At 70.2% G+C, this 19345-nt stretch carries 20 protein-coding genes and 1 tRNA gene; 6 read left to right on the top strand and 15 right to left on the bottom strand.

The features are described 5' to 3' along the window. Positions 1–3 precede the first annotated feature (3 nt). Positions 4–456, bottom strand: a complete 453-nt coding sequence (locus ACH4TV_RS27305; RefSeq protein ID WP_398402542.1) for a GNAT family N-acetyltransferase — start codon at positions 454–456, stop codon at positions 4–6. 310 nt (positions 457–766) lie between these two features. On the opposite strand from ACH4TV_RS27305, the gene ACH4TV_RS27300 reads away from it, so the two are divergent. Continuing rightward, positions 767–1540, top strand: coding sequence for a LuxR C-terminal-related transcriptional regulator (locus tag ACH4TV_RS27300; RefSeq protein ID WP_398402540.1), 774 nt, complete (start codon positions 767–769; stop codon positions 1538–1540). A gap of 20 nt (positions 1541–1560) precedes the next feature. Here the strand turns inward: ACH4TV_RS27300 and ACH4TV_RS27295 are convergent, their stop codons facing one another. Further along, positions 1561–2058, bottom strand: coding sequence for a MarR family winged helix-turn-helix transcriptional regulator (locus tag ACH4TV_RS27295; protein WP_398402538.1), 498 nt, complete (start codon positions 2056–2058; stop codon positions 1561–1563). A 103-nt stretch (positions 2059–2161) separates the two neighbouring features. Between ACH4TV_RS27295 and ACH4TV_RS27290 the strand changes: the two genes are divergently transcribed. Next, a complete protein-coding gene (locus ACH4TV_RS27290; protein ID WP_398402536.1) occupies positions 2162–2998 on the top strand; it encodes a trans-aconitate 2-methyltransferase in 837 nt (278 codons plus the stop codon). A 3-nt stretch (positions 2999–3001) separates the two neighbouring features. Beyond that, positions 3002–3370 (top strand): glyoxalase, encoded by a 369-nt coding sequence (locus tag ACH4TV_RS27285; RefSeq protein WP_398402534.1) that lies wholly within the window; start codon positions 3002–3004, stop codon positions 3368–3370. Here ACH4TV_RS27285 and ACH4TV_RS27280 read toward each other — a convergent pair. From ACH4TV_RS27280 to ACH4TV_RS27270, 3 genes are read right to left on the bottom strand one after another with little or no spacing between them, the layout of a single operon-like run. Continuing rightward, positions 3360–3608, bottom strand: a complete 249-nt coding sequence (locus tag ACH4TV_RS27280; protein WP_398402532.1) for a type II toxin-antitoxin system prevent-host-death family antitoxin — start codon at positions 3606–3608, stop codon at positions 3360–3362. The genes ACH4TV_RS27285 and ACH4TV_RS27280 overlap by 11 nt on opposite strands. Positions 3609–3665: 57 nt before the next feature. Beyond that, the gene (locus ACH4TV_RS27275) at positions 3666–4331 is read right to left on the bottom strand and encodes a TetR family transcriptional regulator (protein WP_398402530.1); all 666 of its coding nucleotides are present in this window, start codon (positions 4329–4331) and stop codon (positions 3666–3668) included. A 7-nt stretch (positions 4332–4338) separates the two neighbouring features. Then, a complete protein-coding gene (locus tag ACH4TV_RS27270) occupies positions 4339–5349 on the bottom strand; it encodes an acyl-CoA desaturase (RefSeq protein WP_398402528.1) in 1011 nt (336 codons plus the stop codon). A 331-nt stretch (positions 5350–5680) separates the two neighbouring features. Here ACH4TV_RS27270 and ppc point away from each other — a divergent pair, with 331 nt between their 5' ends. Beyond that, positions 5681–8422 carry a phosphoenolpyruvate carboxylase gene (gene ppc, locus ACH4TV_RS27265; protein ID WP_398402526.1) on the top strand — a complete coding sequence of 914 codons (2742 nt, stop codon included), beginning with the start codon at positions 5681–5683 and terminating at the stop codon, positions 8420–8422. 67 nt (positions 8423–8489) lie between these two features. Here ppc and ACH4TV_RS27260 read toward each other — a convergent pair whose 3' ends face one another. The 8 genes from ACH4TV_RS27260 to ACH4TV_RS27225 all read right to left on the bottom strand — a co-directional run bounded on the left by ACH4TV_RS27260 (position 8490) and on the right by ACH4TV_RS27225 (position 15041). Further along, positions 8490–9191 carry an LPXTG cell wall anchor domain-containing protein gene (locus ACH4TV_RS27260; RefSeq protein ID WP_398402524.1) on the bottom strand — a complete coding sequence of 234 codons (702 nt, stop codon included), beginning with the start codon at positions 9189–9191 and terminating at the stop codon, positions 8490–8492. Between the two features lie 123 nt (positions 9192–9314). Beyond that, a complete protein-coding gene (locus ACH4TV_RS27255; protein WP_398402522.1) occupies positions 9315–9815 on the bottom strand; it encodes a hypothetical protein in 501 nt (166 codons plus the stop codon). An 82-nt stretch (positions 9816–9897) separates the two neighbouring features. Continuing rightward, entirely contained in the window at positions 9898–10500 is a 603-nt protein-coding gene (gene pth, locus ACH4TV_RS27250) for an aminoacyl-tRNA hydrolase (RefSeq protein ID WP_398402520.1), read from the bottom strand. 111 nt (positions 10501–10611) lie between these two features. Continuing rightward, positions 10612–11193, bottom strand: coding sequence for a 50S ribosomal protein L25/general stress protein Ctc (locus ACH4TV_RS27245; RefSeq protein ID WP_398402518.1), 582 nt, complete (start codon positions 11191–11193; stop codon positions 10612–10614). Between the two features lie 207 nt (positions 11194–11400). Then, positions 11401–12384: a ribose-phosphate diphosphokinase gene (locus tag ACH4TV_RS27240; RefSeq protein ID WP_398402516.1), complete on the bottom strand. Its 984-nt coding sequence runs from the start codon at positions 12382–12384 to the stop codon at positions 11401–11403. A 139-nt stretch (positions 12385–12523) separates the two neighbouring features. Continuing rightward, complete coding sequence (gene glmU, locus ACH4TV_RS27235) at positions 12524–13972, bottom strand: bifunctional UDP-N-acetylglucosamine diphosphorylase/glucosamine-1-phosphate N-acetyltransferase GlmU (RefSeq protein WP_398402514.1); 1449 nt, start codon at positions 13970–13972, stop codon at positions 12524–12526. 116 nt (positions 13973–14088) lie between these two features. Further along, a tRNA-Gln gene (locus ACH4TV_RS27230) sits at positions 14089–14163 on the bottom strand. 14 nt (positions 14164–14177) lie between these two features. Beyond that, on the bottom strand, positions 14178–15041 hold the full coding sequence (locus tag ACH4TV_RS27225) for a hypothetical protein (RefSeq protein WP_398402512.1): 864 nt from the start codon (positions 15039–15041) through the stop codon (positions 14178–14180). Positions 15042–15208: 167 nt separating this feature from the next. Here ACH4TV_RS27225 and ACH4TV_RS27220 point away from each other — a divergent pair, with 167 nt between their 5' ends. After that, entirely contained in the window at positions 15209–16519 is a 1311-nt protein-coding gene (locus tag ACH4TV_RS27220; RefSeq protein ID WP_398402510.1) for a sensor histidine kinase, read from the top strand. Between the two features lie 39 nt (positions 16520–16558). Here ACH4TV_RS27220 and ACH4TV_RS27215 read toward each other — a convergent pair whose 3' ends face one another. Together ACH4TV_RS27215 and ACH4TV_RS27210 are read right to left on the bottom strand one after the other, a co-directional pair. After that, positions 16559–17053 carry an SUKH-3 domain-containing protein gene (locus ACH4TV_RS27215; protein WP_398402508.1) on the bottom strand — a complete coding sequence of 165 codons (495 nt, stop codon included), beginning with the start codon at positions 17051–17053 and terminating at the stop codon, positions 16559–16561. Between the two features lie 113 nt (positions 17054–17166). Further along, positions 17167–17763 (bottom strand): YwqJ-related putative deaminase, encoded by a 597-nt coding sequence (locus ACH4TV_RS27210; RefSeq protein ID WP_398402506.1) that lies wholly within the window; start codon positions 17761–17763, stop codon positions 17167–17169. Positions 17764–18100: 337 nt separating this feature from the next. On the opposite strand from ACH4TV_RS27210, the gene ACH4TV_RS27205 reads away from it, so the two are divergent. Further along, on the top strand, positions 18101–19099 hold the full coding sequence (locus ACH4TV_RS27205; protein WP_398402504.1) for an SMI1/KNR4 family protein: 999 nt from the start codon (positions 18101–18103) through the stop codon (positions 19097–19099). Positions 19100–19345: the final 246 nt, after the last annotated feature.

Genomic DNA, 19345 nt, shown 5'->3' with positions numbered 1-19345 from the left:
CCGTCAGGTCCCTGGCAGCAACCGCTTCGTCAGCGTGTACTCCGTGACCCCCGGTGGGTAGTCCGGGATCACGCACACCACCTCGTACCCCTGCTTCAGGTAGAAGTCCGGTGCCTGGAAGTCCCATGTCTCCAGGCGCACATTTCCGCACGCGCGCTCCTCGTGTGCTGTGCGCTCCGCTTCCGCGAGGAGGCGGGAGCCGAGGCCGTGGCCCCGGTGCGGGGTGTCGACCCAGAGGTACTGCACGTGCAGCCAGGTCGTCCAGGTGTGGCCGACCAGGCCGCCGGCCAGGGTTCCGTCGCCGTCCAACGCCCATACGTGGAGGGGGAGTTCGCGTTCGCCGGGGGTTCCGCGCAGAGCGCGGAGCACCGGTGATGCCGCCGTGTTCGCCTCCCGCAGCCGCGACCGGAGCAGAGTGAGCCATTCCTTGTCGACTTCTGTCTCAATACGAAACATGCGGCACACCATAAACGTGCTGGCCAATCAGTTCTGCGAATTACCTTCCGCTCCTGCCTCCCGGCCGTACCCTGATGAACAGCACCGGTGGGGGCCGGTGCTGATCAGGGGGCGAGACAGCCGGGTACGACGCCCGGAGTGGGGGTAGCAGTCAACGCACGGCGGCGGCTGTGCGGCTTCGGCTGCAAAAGCCCCGTCCCAGGCGAGAAACAGCAGCCGGGGATTGCTCCGGGCGTCGTGTCCGCACGGGTTGTCCCCCCGACGATTGGGTGTCCCCAGCTCTTAGAGGAGCTCGGGGAAGGGGGTTTCAGTGGTTCGCATCCGAGTCCTGGTCGTCGACGACCACCGCATCTTCGCCGAGTCGCTCGCCGCCGCACTGGCCGCGGAGCCCGACGTCGACGTCTCCGCCGCCGGCAGCGGTCCCGCCGCGCTGCGCAGTCTGGAGCGCGCGGTGGCCGAGGGCCGTCGTTTCGACGTCCTGCTCGTCGACTCCGACCTGGGCGGCAACGTGCCCGGGGTCCGGTCGGCGGTGCCCGTGCAGGAGGGCAACGAGGAAGGGCTGGTCGACGGCATCTCGCTGGTCGCGGGCGTCCGTACGGGACATCCGCACGTACGGACCGTCGTCCTCGCCGAGAAGGACGACCCGCGACGCGCCGCGCTCGCCCTCCAGGCGGGGGCCTCCGGGTGGGTGGCCAAGGACTGCTCGCTGTCCCGGCTGCTGACCGTCATACGGGGTGTGCTCCGCGACGAGACGCATCTGCCGCCCGCTCTGCTCACCGGCGTACTGCGCGAACTCACCGCCGCCCGCAAGCACCGCACCGAGAGCGAGCGGCTCGTCGAGTCGCTGACGCCCAGGGAGCGGGAAGTGCTGCGGTGCATGGTCGCCGGACTGGGCCGGAAGGCCGTCGCCGAGCGGCTGTTCCTCTCTCCGCACACCGTGCGCACCCACATGCAGAACGTGCTGGGCAAGCTCGGCGTCCACTCCACCCTCGCCGCCGTCGCCCTCGCCCGGCGGGCCGGCGTCGGCCCCGTCGACCTGGGACCCCCCGTCCGGATCGGCGTGGAGGAGAGCAGCAGCGCCTGACCGGGCCGGCAACCCGGTGCTCAGCCGGGGATGTTGTCGAACGGGGCCGTCAACTGGCGCAGCAACCCGGCCAGTTCGCCCCGTTGGGCGCGGGACAGCTCCGCCAGGATCGCGCGCTCCTGGTCCAGGAGACCCGCCAGCGCCTGGTCCGCCCTGTCCTGACCCTCGGTCGTGAGGCGGACCAGCACGCCTCGCCGGTCACTGGGGTCGGGGAGGCGCTCCACCAGGCCCTTCTTGGTCAGCCGGTCGATGCGGTTCGTCATCGTGCCGGAGGTGACCAGGGTCTGGGTGAGCAACTGGCCGGGGGAGAGCTGGTACGGGTTCCCGGCCCGCCGCAGCGCCGTCAGGACGTCGAACTCCCAGGGCTCCAGGGCGTGCTCGGCGAACGCCAGCCTGCGCGCGCGGTCCAGGTGCCGGGCCAGCCTGCTGACCCGGCTGAGTACTTCGAGCGGTTCCACGTCGAGGTCCGGGCGCTCCCGGCGCCACGCACTGACCAGCCGATCGACCTCGTCCTCCATGGCGATCAGTGTAGTGGTTGTGTCGATGTGGAGTCTCTTGATGTGAAGTTTGTCGATATCAAGTCTCTTGACGTCGAGATAATTCGGCTGTCAGGCTGAAGTCATGCCTGCCACCACCCCCACCTGGGACCCCGGCCAGTACCTCCGCCACGCCGACCACCGCGCCCGCCCCTTCACCGACCTCCTCGCCCGCGTCCCCGACCTCCCCGCAGAACCGCCCGCAGGGCCTCCCCGCATCGCCGACCTCGGCTGCGGCCCCGGCAACGCCACCGCCGTCCTCGCCGACCGCTGGCCCACCGCGCACATCACCGGGTACGACAACTCCGCGCCGATGCTGGAGAGGGCCGAGGAGTACGCCGGTCCCACAGCCGGCGGCGGCCGCCTCGACTTCGCCTACGCGGACGCCGAGGCGTGGGCGCCCGCGGAGGCCGGGGAGACGTACGACCTGATCGTCTCCAACGCGGCCCTCCAGTGGGTCGGCGGGCACCTCGACGCGTTCCCGGCCTGGCTGGACGCCCTCGCACCCGGCGGGACCTTCGCCTTCCAGGTGCCGGACAACCTCGACGCGCCCCTGCACGCCCTGATGCGCGAACTGGGCACCGGCGCCCGCTGGAAGAGCCGGCTCGGCGAGGTCCTGCGCCGCGAGGACTCCGTGCACGCGCCCCTCGTCTACCTCGACCGGCTCACCCGGCTCGGCTGCGAGGCGGACGTGTGGGAGACGACGTATCTGCATGTGCTGCGGGGCGAGGACCCGGTGCTGGACTGGGTCAAGGGGACGGGTCTGCTGCCGGTGCTCACCGCCCTGGCCGACGACCCGGAGGCCCGGGACGCGTTCGTCGCCGAGTACCGCGATCTGCTGCGTGCGGTGTATCCGGCGGCGGAGTACGGCACGGTGCTGCCGTTCCAGCGGCTGTTCGCGGTGGCGCGGAAGGCGGGCTGAGCGGTGATCGCCGCCGTCGACCACGTGCAGCTGGCCGCGCCGGCCGGCTCGGAGGATGCGCTGCGGGCGTACTACGTCGGCGTCCTCGGGATGGCCGAGATCCCGAAGCCGCCGGTACTGGCCGCGCGCGGCGGGTGCTGGTTCCGGGCGGGGGCGGTGGAGTTGCATCTCGGGGTGGAGGACAACTTCCGGGCGGCCAGGAAGGCGCACCCGGGGCTGCGGGTCGTCGGCATCGAGGCGTACGCCGAGCTGCTCGCCGCCCGTGGAGCGACGGTCACCTGGGACGGCGACCTGCCGGGACACCGGCGCTTCTACTCCTCCGACCCGGCGGGGAACCGGCTGGAGTTTCTGGAGCCGGTGTCTACTGGGTGAGGCCGAGCATTCGCCTGACCTCAGCGTGCGGGATGCCTGGCCCGAGGGTGCCCTCGGCCTTGCGACGCTGGTAGTCGGCCAGGGCCAGGGAGTCTTCGAGGTCCGCGATGACCTCGGGAGAGACCAGCAGCGCGGTCACCCGCCCGTCGTCGGTGAGGGCGATCGTCTCGCCGTCCGCCGCGCGGCGGACGAGCTCGTAGAGCTGGGAACCGGCCTGGCTGATCGCGATCTCCGTCATGCGCCCACGGTTCCACAAGGCGACCTCGCGGTCAGCCGAAGCACTCCGCAGTCACCCTCAAGCCTTCCGTCGCCCTATCAGGCGCGGCTTCGCCTCCAGGCCGTCCAGGCCGTGCCATGCCAGGTTCACGAGATGGGCCGCCACCTCGGCCTTCTTCGGGCGGCGTACGTCAAGCCACCACTGGCCGGTCAGGGCGACCATGCCGACGAGGGCCTGGGCGTAGAGCGGGGCCAGCTTGGGGTCGAAGCCGCGGCGTTTGAACTCGCGGCCCAGGATGTCCTCCACCTGGGTGGCGATGTCCGAGATCAGGGACGCGAAGGAACCCGTCGACTGGGGGATGGGGGAGTCGCGGACGAGGATGCGGAAGCCGTCCGTGTGCTCCTCGATGTAGTCGAGGAGCGCGAAGGCAGCCTGCTCGCACAGTTCACGGGGGTGGCCGGCCGTCAGCGAGCTCGTCACCATGTCCAGCAGGCGCCGCATCTCGCGGTCCACCACCACGGCGTACAGGCCCTCCTTGCCGCCGAAGTGCTCGTACACCACCGGCTTGGAGACGCCGGCCTTGGCCGCGATCTCCTCCACCGACGTGGCCTCGAAGCCCTTCGCGGCGAACAGCGTGCGGCCGATCTCCAGCAGCTGGGCCCGGCGCTCGGCACCCGTCATCCGGGTGCGGCGGGGGCGCCGCGGTTTCTCATTGCTCGGGATGCTGCTGGAGTCGGTCACCACGCGTCAATCATGCCGCCTTCGCGGGCTCCTTCCGGCGCCGGGAGCCGTCCGGATCGGTGTTTCGACGGGAATCGATACGCGAGCGTGACGGCCAGCGCACGTCATAGGCCCATCCGAGCTTCTCGAACCAGCGGATCAGCCGCGCCGAGGAGTCGATCTGCCCGCGCTCCACACCGTGCCGCGCGGACGTCGGGTCGGCATGGTGCAGGTTGTGCCAGGACTCGCCGCAGGAGAGGACGGCCAGCCACCACACGTTGCCCGAGCGGTCCCGCGACTTGAAGGGGCGCTTGCCGACCGCGTGGCAGATCGAGTTGATCGACCAGGTGACGTGATGGAGGAGGCAGACGCGGACCAGGGAGCCCCAGAAGAAGCCCGTGAACGCGCCCCACCACGACATGGTCACCAGGCCGCCGATCAGCGCCGGGAGCATCACGGAGATCCCCGCCCAGAGGAGGAACTGGCGCGAGATCGTCCGGATGGCGTTGTCCTTGATCAGGTCCGGCGCGTACTTGTCCTGCGGGGTCTGCTCCTCGTCGAACATCCAGCCGATGTGGGCCCACCACAGGCCCTTCAGCAGCGCCGGAACCGTCTCCCCGAACCGCCACGGCGAATGCGGGTCACCCTCGGCGTCCGAGAACTTGTGGTGCTTGCGATGGTCGGCCACCCAGCGCACCAGCGGGCCCTCCACCGCCATCGAACCGGCGATCGCGAGCGCGATGCGCAGCGGCCGCTTGGCCTTGAAGGCACCGTGGGTGAAGTAGCGGTGGAAGCCGATGGTGATGCCGTGGCAGCCCAGGAAGTAGAAGAAGACGAGCAGGCCGAGGTCCAGCCAGCTCACCCCCCAGCCCCACGCCAGCGGCACCGCCGCCAGCACCGCGAGGAAGGGGACGGTGATGAAGAGAAGGAGCGTGATCTGTTCGATCGAACGCTTCTTCTCGCCACCGAGCGTGGCGGAGGGCAGTGGGGTGCCGTCGGGAGCGTTCGAAGCGTCTTCGATCGCTTCGGAGCTTGTGGTCATGCGCGTCCCCTGGGGGGTGATGGGTCCAGTCAGATGCCGGGGTACCGAATCCGAGGGGGGCCTTCGGATCCTCGGGCTCCCTACGGTTGCGTAACCTACGGCGTCGTAAGTATGGCAGCGCCTCGCCCGGCGGCAAGAGCCCAAAATTCTGCGCGTCCAGGTCGACACCTATCCTGGAGTCGGTCGGACAGCGCGGTCCGTTCTGTTCAGTTTCCCGGATGCCCCGCCCGTATGCCCGTCCCCGATACCCGGTCCCGGTGCGGCCCCGCCGTCCTGGACACCGCCCCGGGACGCTTCCCGCCGAGTTTCCACACTGCAAGGAGCCGCACCTGTGAGCAGTGCCGACGACCATGGCCAGGCCACGACCACGACCAGCAGCGAGCTGCGCGCCGACATCCGGCGCCTGGGTGACCTGCTCGGCGAGACCCTTGTCCGCCAGGAGGGCCCTGAGCTGCTGGAACTCGTCGAGAAGGTCCGCCATCTGACCCGCGAGGACGGCGAGGCCGCCGCCGAGCTGCTGCGCGGCACCGAGCTGGAGACCGCCGCCAAGCTCGTCCGTGCCTTCTCCACCTACTTTCATCTCGCCAACGTCACCGAGCAGGTCCACCGGGGCCGTGAACTGCGCGCCAAGCGCGCCGCCGAGGGCGGGCTGCTGGCCCGTACGGCCGACCGGCTCAAGGACGCCGACCCCGACCACCTGCGTGCCACGGTCAAGAACCTCAACGTTCGCCCCGTCTTCACCGCCCACCCGACGGAGGCGGCCAGACGCTCGGTCCTCAACAAGCTGCGCCGTATCGCCGCGCTGCTGGAGACCCCCGTCATCGAGGCGGACCGACGCCGCTACGACACCCGTCTGGCCGAGAACATCGACCTCGTCTGGCAGACCGACGAACTGCGCGTCGTCCGCCCGGAACCGGCCGACGAGGCCCGCAACGCCATCTACTACCTCGACGAACTGCACGCCGGCGCGGTCGGCGACGTACTCGAGGACCTGACGGCCGAACTGGCGCGGGTCGGCGTCAAGCTCCCCGACGACACGCGGCCCCTCACCTTCGGCACCTGGATCGGCGGCGACCGCGACGGCAACCCCAACGTGACCCCGCAGGTCACCTGGGACGTCCTGATCCTCCAGCACGAGCACGGCATCAACGACGCCCTGGAACTGATCGACGAGCTGCGCGGCTTCCTCTCCAACTCGATCCGCTACACCGGCGCCACCGAGGAACTCCTGGAGTCCCTCCGGGCCGACATCGAACTCCTGCCCGAGATCAGCCCCCGCTACAAGCGGCTCAACGCCGAGGAGCCCTACCGGCTCAAGGCCACCTGCATCCGCCAGAAGCTCGCCAACACCAAGCAGCGCCTGGCCAAGGGCACCCCGCACGCCCCCGGCCGCGACTACCTCGGCACCGGCCAGCTCCTCGCGGACCTCACCCTCATCCAGACCTCCCTGCGCGAACACCGCGGCAGCCTCTTCGCCGACGGCCGCCTGGACCGGACGATCCGCACGCTCGCCGCCTTCGGCCTCCAGCTCGCGACCATGGACGTACGGGAACACGCGGACGCCCACCACCACGCCCTCGGCCAGTTGTTCGACCGGCTGGGCGAGGAGTCCTGGCGGTACGAGGACATGCCCCGCGAGTACCGCAACAAGCTCCTCGCGAAGGAGCTGCGGTCCAGGAGGCCCCTGGCGCCCACCCCGGCCCCCCTCGACGCGGCCGCCGCCAAGACGCTCGGCGTGTTCGAGACCGTCAAGAAGGCGCTCGCTGTCTTCGGGCCCGAGGTCATCGAGTCGTACATCATCTCGATGTGCCAGGGCTCCGACGACGTCTTCGCCGCTGCCGTGCTGGCCCGCGAGGCCGGTCTGATCGACCTGCACGCCGGCTGGGCCAAGATCGGCATCGTGCCCCTCCTGGAGACCACCGACGAGCTCAAGGCCGCCGACACGATCCTGGAGGACATGCTCTCCGACCCGTCGTACCGGCGCCTTGTCGCGCTCAGGGGTGACGTCCAGGAGGTCATGCTCGGGTACTCGGACTCCTCCAAGTTCGGTGGCATCACCACCTCCCAGTGGGAGATCCACCGCGCCCAGCGCCGGCTGCGCGACGTGGCCCATCGCTACGGCGTCCGGCTCCGCCTCTTCCACGGCCGTGGCGGCACCGTCGGCCGCGGTGGCGGTCCCTCGCACGACGCGATCCTCGCCCAGCCCTGGGGCACCCTGGAGGGCGAGATCAAGGTCACGGAGCAGGGCGAGGTCATCTCCGACAAGTACCTGGTCCCCTCGCTGGCCCGCGAGAACCTCGAACTGACGGTCGCCGCCACCCTCCAGGCCTCCGCCCTGCACACCTCGCCCCGCCAGTCCGACGAGTCCCTGGCCCGCTGGGACGCGGCGATGGACCTCGTCTCCGACGCGGCCCACGACGCCTACCGGCGCCTCGTCGAGGACCCGGACCTGCCGTCGTACTTCTTCGCCGCCACCCCCGTCGACCAGCTCGCGGACCTGCACCTCGGCTCACGCCCGTCCCGCCGCCCCGACTCCGGCGCCGGCCTCGACGGTCTGCGGGCCATCCCGTGGGTCTTCGGCTGGACCCAGTCACGGCAGATCGTGCCGGGCTGGTTCGGGGTCGGCTCGGGCCTGAAGGCGCTGCGTGAAGCCGGCCTCGACACCGTGCTCGACGAGATGCACGAGCAGTGGCACTTCTTCCGGAACTTCGTCTCCAACGTCGAGATGACCCTGGCGAAGACCGACCTGCGCATCGCCCAGCACTACGTCGACACCCTCGTCCCGGACGAGCTCAAGCACGTCTTCGACACCATCCGCGCCGAACACGAACTGACGGTCCGCGAAGTCCTCCGCATCACCCACGAGGGCAAGCTCCTGGAGGCCAACCCGGTCCTCCAGCAGACGTTCACCATCCGCGACGCCTACCTGGACCCGATCTCCTACCTCCAGGTGACCCTCCTCAAGCGCCAGCGCGACGCGGCGGCAGCGGGCGCCGACCCGGACCCGCTCCTCGCCCGCGCCCTGCTCCTGACGGTCAACGGAGTCGCGGCCGGCCTGCGCAACACCGGCTGACCGGCATGACAACGCCCCCGTGCGCCTGGTGCGGCACGGGGGCGTCGCCATGTCCTGCGTACGTACGTCAGTTGCCGGCAGTCCTCCGGCGCCGCAGCACCAGGTAGCCACCGGTGCCGACGAGGACGAGCGCGGCGGCGGACAGCAGGCCCGCCGGGGCGCTGCTGCCGGTCTCCGCGAGATCACCGGCGGCGCCCTGGGCGGAGGGGGACGCGGACGCCGGAGACTCGGAGGCCGGGGTCGGGGTCGCCGCCGTGCCGGAACCGGACTCGGACTCGGACGGACTCGGGGAGGCCGACGCCCCGTCCGGGGCCGTCGACGAGGGGGAGGCCGAGGAGGACGGTGTCGCGCCGCCGCCCCCGCCCTCGTCGGCCGGGCAGTCCGTCCAGAACACCTTGTGCTTGGCGGAGCCCTTCTCGCCCTCGAAGGTCCAGAACAGCTTGTAGTGCCCGTCGGGCAGCGACAGGTCCTCCGTACGGCCGTGGCCCTCGGCGTCCAGGGTGATCTCGCCGGACTTCACGGTCCCGCCCTCGGTCGGGGCCCACGCCTCGATGTGCCAGTCGACCTCCTGGACGGCGTCGAAACCGAAGGCGTCGAGGTAGAAGGCGCAGACGTGGGGCTCGTTCTGGCGGAGCTCCTCGTCGGTGGTGGCGTCGTGGATCTTGACGGTGCCGTTGTCACCAGCAGGGGTGGCGTGGGCGGGGGCGGCCAGGAACAGCGTGGCCGCGACGCCGGCGGTCAGCGCGCCGGCGCGGATGAGCGTACGCATGGGCAGTCCATCTTCGAGAGTCGAGCGGAGAAGATGTGGAGGGGGCGGCTCAGCTTCCAGCCCCGCCCGACCCGCGGTCAATCACGAACAGACAACGCACGGTTTCTCCACAGCCGAACCGGCTCAGAGCGCCACAAAAGCCGCTGTCAGGAGTGCGATTCCCGAACCGGCCAGCGCCCACCCCGCCCGCGTCAGTCCCAGCCCGCCCGCCACCACGACCGAGGCGAGCAGCAGCGCACCGCCCAGCGGCACCCAGGCGTACAGGAAACCGGCCGGACCGGACCGCACGACGTCACCGCTGCCGGGCTTCACGACCACGGTGTACGTCTCACCCTCGCTGACCCCGACCGACTGGTCGAGAACGACCTTGCCCCGCGCAGTCGACCCCACCGACACCGGCCGGTACGACCCCGTGCAGACATCGTCGTCGCACCCCGACACCGTCATCGTGCCCTGCTCGCGCCCCTTGACGAGCATCACGTGCTGGGCCGTCCCCCAGGACGCCCAGACACCCGCGATCAGGATCAGCGCGGCGACCGTGCCCATCACGGCAAGCCGCCCGAGACGCCCGAGCCGCGGTGCGGCGGAGGCGGACTTGGCTGCCCGGTGGGTGGTGGCTGACATGGCCGGGATCATTGGCCATGCCCGTGCGATCGGTCAACTCCTGCCCGACAAAGTCAGGAGTTGTGCGTACGTATCTCCGGCCTCAGGAGTTGTACGCGCTCTGCGCCCGCTCCAGCCCCTCGGACACCAGACACTCCACCGCGTCCGTCGCCCGGTCCACGAAGTAGTCCAGCTCCTTGCGCTCCGCCGACGCGAAGTCCTTCAGCACGAAGTCGGCCACCTGCATACGGCCCGGAGGGCGCCCGATGCCGAACCGCACCCGGTGGTAGTCCGGGCCCATCGCCTTCGTCATCGACTTCAGACCGTTGTGCCCGTTGTCCCCGCCGCCCAGCTTGAGCCGCAGGACCCCGTAGTCGATGTCCAGCTCGTCATGGACCGCCACGACATGGTCGAGCGGCACCTTGTAGAAGTCGCACAGCGCGTTCACCGGGCCGCCCGACAGGTTCATGTACGACATCGGCTTTGCCAGGACCACCCGGCGGCTCCCCGGTCCGGGGGGCCCGATACGGCCCTCCAGGACCTGCGCCTGCGCCTTCTGGGCCCGCTTGAACTTCCCGCCGATCCGCTCCGCCAGCAGGTCGGCCACCATGAACCCCACGTTGTGCCGGTTCATGGCGTACTCCGGCCCGGGATTGCCGAGCCCCACGATCAGCCAGGGGGCGGACGCATCGGTCGTCACGTGCATGTCTCCTTCAACACCGTGTCGGTTCCCGCACGCCGGTTCACACACGCCAGCCGCCGCTCCCGGCGACGAGGCCGGGAACAGCGGCTGGCGGCAGAACGGTGGCGGTGCGGATCAGGCCTCGGTGGCCGCGTCGCCCTCGGCGGCGGCCTCTTCGGCCTGCGCGGCCAGGACCTGGAGGACGACCGCGTCCTCGTCGGTCACCAGCGTGGTGCCCTCGGGCAGCGGGATGTCCTTGGCGAGGATGGCGGCGCCGGCCTCCAGGCCCGCGATGGAGACGGTGACCGACTCGGGGATGTGCGTGGCCTCGGCCTCGACGTTCAGCGTGCTCAGCACGTGCTCGAGCAGGTAGGCACCCGGGGCCAGTTCGCCCTCGGTGTGGACGTAGACCTCGACGTTGACCTTCTCGCCGCTGCGGACCAGCAGCAGGTCGACGTGCTTGAGGAAGCCCTTGAGCGCGTCGCGCTGGACGGCCTTCGGGATCGCGAGCTGGGTCTTGCCCTCGATGTCCAGGCTGAGCAGGACGTTCGGGGTACGCAGGGCGAGCTGGAGCTCGTGGCCCGGCAGCGTGACGTGGATCGGGTCGCCGCCGTGGCCGTACACAACGGCGGGAACCTTGCTGTCACGGCGGATACGCCGGGCGGCACCCTTGCCGAACTCGGTGCGGGTCTCGGCGGCGAGCTTTACCTCAGACATGCTTTTCACTCCTCGTACGGGTGAGAGACGGACAGGTCACCCGGCCACGAACGGCCTGCTACGAAGAGCGCGTCGATAACGGACAACCGACCCGTGAATGACACGGGGACGGCCTCCCTCGCCGAGCAACTTGCACAGACTACTCGGCGAAGGAGGCCGGAGAAAAATCGATCATGCAGAAGCGATCCGGCAGAAGCCGGGGTCGGCCTACTGCTCGTCGAAGAGGCTCGTCACCGAACCGTCCTCGAAGACCTCACGCACCGCGCTCGCGATCGTCGGAGCGATCGACAGCACCTTGATCTTGTCCAGGTCGCGGCTCAGCTCACCCGGCGTCGGCAGTGTGTTCGTGAAGATGAACTCGCTCACCCGGGAGTTCTTCAGCCGGTCCGCCGCCGGACCCGACAGCACACCGTGCGTCGCCGTCACGATGACGTCCTCGGCACCGTGCGCGAACAGGGCGTCCGCGGCGGCGCAGATCGTGCCACCGGTGTCGATCATGTCGTCGACGAGAACGCACACGCGGCCCTTGACCTCACCCACGACCTCGTGGACGGTCACCTGGTTCGCCACGTCCTTGTCGCGCCGCTTGTGCACGATCGCGAGCGGCGCACCGAGACGGTCGCACCAGCGGTCGGCGACCCGCACGCGGCCCGCGTCCGGCGAGACGACCGTCAGCTTGCCCTTGTCGACCTTGGCACCCACGTAGTCCGCGAGCAGCGGAAGCGCGAAGAGGTGGTCGACCGGGCCGTCGAAGAAGCCCTGGATCTGGTCCGTGTGCAGATCGACCGTGAGGATGCGGTCCGCGCCCGCCGTCTCCATCAGGTCGGCGATCAGACGCGCCGAGATCGGTTCACGTCCACGGTGCTTCTTGTCCTGCCGCGCGTAACCGTAGAACGGCACGATCACGGTGATGGAGCGGGCCGACGCGCGCTTCAGCGCGTCGATCATGATCAACTGCTCCATGATCCACTGGTTGATCGGAGCCGTGTGGCTCTGGATCACGAAGCAGTCCGCTCCACGCGCCGACTCCTCATAGCGAACGTAGATCTCACCGTTCGCGAAGTCGAAGGCCTTCGTCGGGACAACCCCGACCCCCAACTGCTGGGCGACCTCCTCGGCAAGCTCGGGGTGGGCGCGGCCGGAGAAGAACATCATCTTCTTCTTCTCGCTGGTCGTCTTGGTCCCGGTCACAGCACTGTCTCCTCAGAGGTGTCTCAGCTGGGGTGTGGAGAGGCCTTCCGGACGTGGTCAGCTCTGGAGGCCGGCTCAGCTGGGGGTGTGCGGGTGTGCATCTATCACGGTAGCCCGAGTACGACCTGCCCGTTTCCGGTCAGCTTTCGCCGCCCGGCTCCCGGGTGGCCGCTTCGGCCGCATTCGCCGACGCGCTCCCGGGACGCTTACGGGCCACCCAGCCCTCGATATTCCGCTGCTGGCCCCGCGCCACGGCCAGCGAACCGGGCGGCACATCCTTCGTGATCACGGAGCCGGCCGCGGTGTAGGCACCGTCCCCGACCGTGACAGGCGCCACAAACATGTTGTCCGAACCCGTCTTGCAGTGCGACCCGACGGTGGTGTGATGCTTGGCCTCGCCGTCGTAGTTCACGAAGACGCTCGCCGCACCGATGTTGCTGTACTCACCGATGGTCGCGTCCCCGACATACGACAGGTGCGGCACCTTGGTCCCCTCGCCGATCGACGAGTTCTTCGTCTCGACGTACGTACCGATCTTGGACTTGACCCCGAGCCGCGTACCGGGCCGCAGATAGGCGTACGGCCCCACGCTCGCCTGCGCCCCCACCTCGGCGCCGTCGGCGACGGTGTTGTCCACCCGCGCCCCGGCGCCCACCCGGGTGTCCTTGAGCCGGCAGTTGGGCCCGACCTCGGCGCCCTCCGCGAGATGCGTGGCGCCCTGGAGCAGGGTGTTCGGGTGGACGACGGAGTCCTGCTCGAAGGTGACCATGACATCGACCCACGTACTCGCCGGGTCGATCACACTCACCCCGGCGAGCATGGCCCCGGTCAGCAGCCGGTCGTTGAGGATCCGGCGCGCCTCGGCCAGCTGCACACGGTTGTTGATCCCGGCGATCTCCCGGTGATCGGCGGCCACACAGGCCCCGACCCGGTGCCCGGCCTCACGCAGGATCCCGAGTACGTCGGTGAGGTACTCCTCGCCCTGGCTGTTGTCCGTGCGCACCTTCCCCAGCGCGTCCGCGAGCAGCTGCCCGTCGAAGGCGAAGACACCGGAGTTGATCTCCCGGATCGCCCGCTGCGCGTCGCTCGCGTCCTTGTGCTCGACGATCGCCGTCACGGCCCCCGAGGCCCCGTCCCGCACGATCCGCCCGTACCCGGTCGCGTCCGGCACCTCGGCGGTCAGCACCGTCACCGCGTTGCCGTCGGCGGAGTGGGTCGCGGCGAGGGCGCGGAGGGTGGCCCCGGTGAGGAGCGGGGTGTCACCGCAGACGACGACCACGGTCCCGTCGACCACCCCGCCGAGTTCCTCGAGCCCCATGCGTACGGCGTGACCGGTGCCGTTCTGCTGCGCCTGGTAGGCGGTACGGACGCCGGCGTTGGCCCCGGTGAGGTGGGCGGTGACCTTCTCGCGGGCGTGCCCCACGACGACGACCAGGTTCTCGGGGTCCAACTCGCCTGCGGCGGCGAGCACATGGCCGACCAGGGAACGGCCACAGAGCTCGTGCAGGACCTTGGGTGTGGCCGACTTCATACGGGTGCCCTCACCCGCTGCGAGTACGACGACGGCGGCGGGGCGATTGGCGCTCACGGGGTGTGGCCCTTCGGCTGCGGAGGGGGTGGGGGTGACATCCGCAGGATACCGGGGCGTTTCGTGTGGGACATGAGTAAGGGCCCTGACTGTGCTGTCAGGGCCCGTATCGAGTATGGCTCCCCCGCCAGGACTCGAACCTGAAATACATCGTCCAAAGCGACGCGTGTTGCCGATTACACCACGGGGGATTACCAGGCGAAGCCTACGCGGTTCGCCGCTCTGCCTCCACCACCATGCCAGACCACCAGCCTTCGATGCGACGGTACAAATCGGCTCCCTTCAGGACCCTGACGGCCAGGCAGCCCCGGTAGGAGTCGCCGACGTTCTTCCGGACCGTCTTGGGGTTGTGCTTCTTGAGGGTCGTCTTGTAGAACGCGGAGCGGTCGGCGCCCACGAGATCGGCCCAGTACTCTTCGGCTGCCGCTACGTCCGCGGTCTCGTGAATCATGACGCTGTAGCGAAGGCGCTCGCGTTCAACCCCGAGAAGGTCCAGCCAGGCCCCGAAAACCTTGATCATGCCGGGGTCGCTGTTGACGAAGGTGACGGTCTCTCGGCGGGCGTAGGGCTTGTCCTTGCCGCCTTCCGCCCAATAGAGCGCGATGCCGGTCATGAACAGCTCCCGGTCCGTCAGCTCTCCGACCTCTTCCGCCGCTGCCTGTTTGGTCTGCTGCCGTTCCTCCTCGCGCAGCCGCAGGGTGGCCTCCCAGCCTCGTTTGGCGATCGCCGAAGCCTCTTCACGCGTCCGCTTTTGCCGCTCCGGCGCCGGCAGGTCCCGTACCCACAGCGAGATCGAACTCTTCGAGCACCCCAGTTCCAGCTGGATCCGGTCGTACGTCCAGCCCTGGAGCCGGAGTTCCCTCGCTCGGTGCCGGAGGTCGTCCTTCGCGTTCGGGCGCTTCGTCCAGTCCGGGGGCGGCTCGCCCTCCAGGAGGCGGTTGAGGATGTCGTTGTTGTCGACGTGGAGGCGGTCGCGGATCTGGCGGCGGCTCAGCCCTTCGCGCCGCAAAGCCACCGCCCGCTCCCGCAACCCCTCGAAGTCCGCGTACTTGCCGCATGCATGTTCCATGGGCAAACCCTCGGGGCGGAATCATCGCTTCCGGGGTCGAACGGTGTGCGATTCAGCAGTTCGAGGGATTCCGGCAGGTTTCGAATCTGTTTGATTGCGGCGTGTGGTGTAGGCCAGTCGCGGAAACTCGCCGGAAAAGCGGGGGGTGGCGCCCGTAGGCTGGACGCATGACCACGACGGGGGAAGACCACACCGCGGCCCTGACCGGGCCGTTGTGGTGGGCCAGGTGGCGCAGTGCGGTGCTTGACGGGGGTCTCGCGCTGGTGTCCGCGGCGGAGTGCGCGACGGAGGGAATCCAGTTCGCGAAGGACGCGGCGATCCCGGTGTCCGTCGGAATCGTGTTCGGACTTGTCGCCGGGTCCGTGCTGCTGTTGCGGCGGCGGTGGCCGATCGCCGTCGTGCTCGTGGCCATCGCCATCACGCCGGCCCAGATGGGCTACCTGATGGGCATCGTCGGGCTGTACACGCTCGCCGCCTCCGAGTTGCCCCGGCGGATCACCGGGGCGCTGGCGGGGATGTCGATGGTGGGGACGCTCATCGTGACGTTCGTACGGTCGCAGCAGGACCTGGAGAACGGGAACCTGAAGATCGGGGACTGGTTCGTCCCCATCGTCGCCATCACGACGTCGCTGGGTGTCACCGCGCCGCCCCTGCTTCTCGGGCTGTATGTCGGGGCCCGGCGGCGGCTCATGGAGAGTCTGCGGGAGCGGGCCGACAGTCTGGAGCGGGAGCTTCAACTGCTGGCCGAGCGGGCCGAGGAGCGGGCCCAGTGGGCGCGGAACGAGGAGCGGACGCGGATCGCGCGTGAGATGCACGACGTGGTCGCGCATCGGGTCAGCCTGATGGTGGTGCACGCCGCCGCCCTCCAGGCCGTCGCCCGCAAGGACCCAGAGAAGGCGGTGCGCAATGCCGCTCTCGTGGGCGACATGGGGCGCCAGGCGCTGACCGAGCTGCGGGAGATGCTCGGGGTGCTGCGGACGGGGGACGGGCTGGAACGGCGGGCGCAGACCGTGCCGTTGGCCGCCGTGAGCATGGCCGCCGCCGCTGCGGCTTCCCGGGCGGCCGCGGAGGACGGGGCGCTGGACGGGCCCTGTCTGTCCGAGCTGGACGAGCTGATCGGGCAGTCGGCGGCGGCGGGGATGGTCGTGGATCTGACGGTCGAGGGGGATCAGCGGTCGTACGGCGCCGAGGTGGAGCAGACGGCGTACCGGGTGGTGCAGGAGGCGTTGACGAACGTCCACAAGCACGCGGCGGGCGCCAAGACGCACGTACGGCTGGCGCATCGCGGCGGCGAGATCGCGATGCAGGTGGAGAACGAGCCGCCACCCGAGCCGGCCTCGGCCGCCTCCGTCCGGTTGCCGTCCGGTGGCAATGGCCTGCTCGGGATGAAGGAGCGGGTGGCCGCGCTGGGCGGCGTCTTCGTGTCCGGGCCGACGGAGGCCGGGGGTTTTCGGGTGTCGGCCGTCATTCCGACCTAGGCCGGCCGGACGGGCTGTGGTTCAGGGTGTTCAGGGTGTTCAGGGTGCTGTCAGGCGTACCGGTTCCAGGCCGGTGACCAGGGTTGCCAGGGCCTGGTCGAGGTCCGGGCCGAGGTACCAGTCGCCGGTGTGGTCCAGGGCGTAGACGCGGCCCTCGGTGTCGATGGCCAGGAGCGACTGTGTCTCGGGTTCCTCGCCGAGGGGGCAGACCTCTGTGTCCAGGGCGCGGCCGAGGTCGGCGAGGGTGCGGGCCATGTGGAGGCCGTGCAGGGGGTCCAGGTGCAGGGCGACGGGGGCGACCTGGCGGCCGGGGCCGGGGGGCGCGATGTGCAGGCCGCCGAACTCCGCCCAGGCTTCCACGGCGGCCGGGAAGACCGCGTGCCGGTGTCCGGCGGGGGAGGCGTGGCCGCGCAGGGCGTCGGCCCAGATCTCGGCCTGCTTTATGTCCCAGCGGCCGGGCTGCCAGCCGGCGGCGCGCAGCGCGGCGTCGACGGGTACGGGGAAGCGGGTGGTGGACGTGCGGTCGGTGTGCATCTGCCCTTCGATCGTCGGCGTCAGGGACCGGCGCGTACGAGTGGTGCGGCGCCGTCGTGCGGGTGGTGCGGTTGTGTGCGGGGGCGGGGGAGCGGTTGGTGTGTGCGGGTGCGTCAGTCGGTGGTCGCCGACGGGTCGACTATGCGGACGCCGAAGTGGGCGCTGAGTGCTGTGCAGGAGCGGCAGGGTGCGGCGAAGCTGCCGTGCAGGGGGTCGCCGTCCTCGCGGATGCGGCGGGCGGTGAGTTTGGCTTGTTTCAGTGCCCTGCGGGCCTCGCCGTTGGTCATGGGCTTGCGGGCGGCGCGTCTGCTGCGGCCCTCGTCGGCGACGCTGATCTGCCGGGATATGAGGAGTGCCTCGGCGCAGCGGCCGGTCGCGCGGTCGCGCTGCGTGGTGGCGAGGCTGTCCAGGAAGTCCTGGACGAGGGGGTGCAGGGCGGGCGGCTGGTCGCCGCGCGCCGCCGTGCCGGTGAGGGTCTCGCCGCGTACGGAGAGGGCGGCGGCGACGGTCGGCAGTATGCCGTCGCGGCGGTGGCGGAGGGCGGGGACGCGGGGCGTCTCGCTGCTGCTCCAGCCGACCCGGGGATCGCCGCCGGGTCTGCCGGCCCCACCGGACATTCCGGGCATCGCTGATCCCGGGTGCCCTGCGGCCGACCCCTCCGTCGGCCTTCCTGTCGGCCTTCCCGTCTGTGTCGCGTTCATGATCGTCATCCCCTTTGGTGCCTCCCCCGTACATCCCCCCGGCGGACACAGAGTGCCAAATAGCGTGGCTGGTGCGGAAGCTGGGGCGCTGTGACACGCCAGGGCTTCGTCGCACCGTCACGGCAGGGTGACGGCAGGTCACGGAACCGGAGGCCCGGTGACCGGTGTCGGCGTACCGCATAGGCTGTCGGGCAACCGCGATCCGCAGCGCCGTCCGGTCCACTGTCCGCACTGATGTGCTGGCAGGTGGGACGGGGGTGATGTGACTTGACGTGACATGACGTGACAGACGTACGGGCCTTACTGATGTACAGGCCTTACAGAACGCCGCAGGGGGCAAACCGCCATGACGACAGGTCGGCTCGGGCAGCGAGCCGCTCCGCCGAACGCGGCCTATGCCGGGCAGGTCGTGCACTTCCCGGACCCGGTCCGGGCCACCCGGCACCCGAGAGGGGTGCGGATGGACGAGCGCGGCTATCCGGACTTCTCGCTCTACGCGCGTGCGGCGGCCGAGATCGCCGAGCCGCCCGAGGGCTTCGGCGTCGACGAACTGAGGCTCACGGACTACGTGTCGGCGAACGCCGTGCTGGCCGCGTCCGGGCACGAGCTGTGGGACACGGTGCCGGCGGTGGCGACTCCGCACGGCTGGACGTGGCACCACGTACCCGGCGGCCGGCGACTGGAACTCGTTCCGGTCGAGGTGAAGGCGCTGCTGCGGCATCACGGCGGGATCGCCACGGCGGCCGTCGACCACGACAAGAGGGGTACGCGGCCTCTGCAGGAGACGCGGCCCACCCACTTCGCGCTGCCCAAGTCGGCGGTGGCGGTGACCGAGCAGCAGGTGCAGGGCGTCGAGGAGGACCTCGGCTACCGCCTGCCGGGGGCCTACCGCTCGTTCCTGAAGGCGGCGGGCGGGTGCGCGCCGGTCGGTGCGGCGCTCGACGCCGAGCTGGGGCTGCTGGTGGACCAGCCGTTCTTCACGGTGCGGGACGAGGCCGCGGTGAACGACCTCGTGTACGTCAACAAGTGTCTGCGCGACCATCTGACCAAGGACTACCTGTGCGTCGGCTTCGTACAGGGCGGTCTGCTGGCCGTGAAGGTGAAGGGCGAGCGGCTCGGTTCGGTGTGGTTCTGCGCGTACGACGACGTGCGGGACGCCGACCCGGCCGTGCCACCGCTCGACCGGGTACGGCGGTTGCTGCTGCCGTGCGGCGACGACTTCGACCAGTTCCTGTCCCGGCTCGCGGGAAATCCGCCGGAGCTGGAGACGGTGGCGAACCTGATGGTGGACGGCGGCTTCGCCCGTGCGGTGCCAGTACCTACGGTGTCTTCGGCGGGGGAGTGACTGACCGATGGTGACGTTCGCACAGGCGCAGGAGCGCGCCGAGGAATGGATCAACGGGGATGTGCCGTCGTACCAGCACCGGGAGGTGCGGGTACGGGAGTTCGAGCTCGGGTTCGTGGTCTGGTCGGAGGACCGCGCCGACGGTCCGCGCTCGGACGGGGGCGCACAGCGGCTGGTCCTCGCCCGGGACAGCGGCGAGGCCACCCTGTGGCCCGGCCTGCCGGTGGGCGAGGTGATCCGCCGGTA

The sequence above is a fragment of the Streptomyces sp. NPDC020898 genome (assembly GCF_044333925.1).
GTDB lineage: Bacteria > Actinomycetota > Actinomycetes > Streptomycetales > Streptomycetaceae > Streptomyces.
The sequence above is the reverse complement of the archived record's forward strand: the minus strand, read 5'-3'. Positions and strand labels throughout refer to the sequence as shown.

Bases quoted from the DNA above. Each gene is read 5' to 3' on its own strand.
- ACH4TV_RS27255 (WP_398402522.1), bottom strand. From the start codon at position 9,815: ATGTCAGCCACCACCCACCGGGCAGCCAAGTCCGCCTCCGCCGCACCG.
- ACH4TV_RS27280 (WP_398402532.1), bottom strand. From the start codon at position 3,608: ATGACGGAGATCGCGATCAGCCAGGCCGGTTCCCAGCTCTACGAGCTC.
- ACH4TV_RS27210 (WP_398402506.1), bottom strand. From the start codon at position 17,763: ATGACGATCATGAACGCGACACAGACGGGAAGGCCGACAGGAAGGCCG.
- ACH4TV_RS27245 (WP_398402518.1), bottom strand. From the start codon at position 11,193: ATGTCTGAGGTAAAGCTCGCCGCCGAGACCCGCACCGAGTTCGGCAAG.
- pth (WP_398402520.1), bottom strand. From the start codon at position 10,500: ATGCACGTGACGACCGATGCGTCCGCCCCCTGGCTGATCGTGGGGCTC.
- ACH4TV_RS27220 (WP_398402510.1), top strand. From the start codon at position 15,209: ATGACCACGACGGGGGAAGACCACACCGCGGCCCTGACCGGGCCGTTG.
- ACH4TV_RS27205 (WP_398402504.1), top strand. From the start codon at position 18,101: ATGACGACAGGTCGGCTCGGGCAGCGAGCCGCTCCGCCGAACGCGGCC.
- ACH4TV_RS27295 (WP_398402538.1), bottom strand. From the start codon at position 2,058: ATGGAGGACGAGGTCGATCGGCTGGTCAGTGCGTGGCGCCGGGAGCGC.
- ACH4TV_RS27290 (WP_398402536.1), top strand. From the start codon at position 2,162: ATGCCTGCCACCACCCCCACCTGGGACCCCGGCCAGTACCTCCGCCAC.
- ACH4TV_RS27215 (WP_398402508.1), bottom strand. From the start codon at position 17,053: ATGCACACCGACCGCACGTCCACCACCCGCTTCCCCGTACCCGTCGAC.
- ACH4TV_RS27260 (WP_398402524.1), bottom strand. From the start codon at position 9,191: ATGCGTACGCTCATCCGCGCCGGCGCGCTGACCGCCGGCGTCGCGGCC.
- ACH4TV_RS27270 (WP_398402528.1), bottom strand. From the start codon at position 5,349: ATGACCACAAGCTCCGAAGCGATCGAAGACGCTTCGAACGCTCCCGAC.
- ACH4TV_RS27305 (WP_398402542.1), bottom strand. From the start codon at position 456: ATGTTTCGTATTGAGACAGAAGTCGACAAGGAATGGCTCACTCTGCTC.
- ACH4TV_RS27225 (WP_398402512.1), bottom strand. From the start codon at position 15,041: ATGGAACATGCATGCGGCAAGTACGCGGACTTCGAGGGGTTGCGGGAG.